This window comes from Neisseria sp. P0020.S005 (assembly GCF_051957055.1).
In the GTDB taxonomy this organism is placed as follows: domain Bacteria; phylum Pseudomonadota; class Gammaproteobacteria; order Burkholderiales; family Neisseriaceae; genus Neisseria; species Neisseria subflava_A.
The window spans coordinates 1-491 of sequence record NZ_JBQCWV010000047.1 but is presented as its reverse complement, the minus strand read 5'-3'; the positions used below and the strand labels follow the sequence as shown (position 1 = coordinate 491).

Genomic DNA, 491 nt, shown 5'->3' with positions numbered 1-491 from the left:
CTCCTTCCCCAAACACGACCCGGCGTATCACATGCTCAGGTGTCTCGGGGGCTTGTGGATGTGTATAAGAGACAACGCTATCGGTATGCGCCGTTTGGACAGCTTGATTTTGTCGCACCATGATATTGAACATGACGGCGGGTTTCAAAGTTTGGCGGCTGTCGGTACCGATAAATTGCTTGCCGGACAACCTGAGTTTTATCCAACTGCAGAGTTTTGCCAAGAAGACAAATGGCAATGGGACGGCGTAGATTTTGAGTTGCTCAGGCCGTCTGAAAATTCCGGCAAGGAAGATAATGCCCGAAGCTGCGTATTGCGTGTCGTGGCAAACGGCAAAGTCTTGTTGATAAACGGTGATTTGGGTGTGAAGGGCGAGGCAAGTTTAATTGAGAAATCCGGCAATGCGCTGTATAGCAAAGTGTTGGTATTGGGACATCACGGCAGCAGCACGGCTTCGTCGGGCAGCTTTCTGCATACGGTTTCGCCGCAAT

The 491-nt window shown here is 50.7% G+C and carries 1 protein-coding gene; it reads left to right on the top strand.

The features are described from left to right. Positions 1-31: 31 nt before the first annotated feature. Positions 32-491: ComEC/Rec2 family competence protein (locus ACTHTU_RS11230; RefSeq protein ID WP_440362594.1), on the top strand; the 460-nt coding region annotated here is incomplete at its 3' end.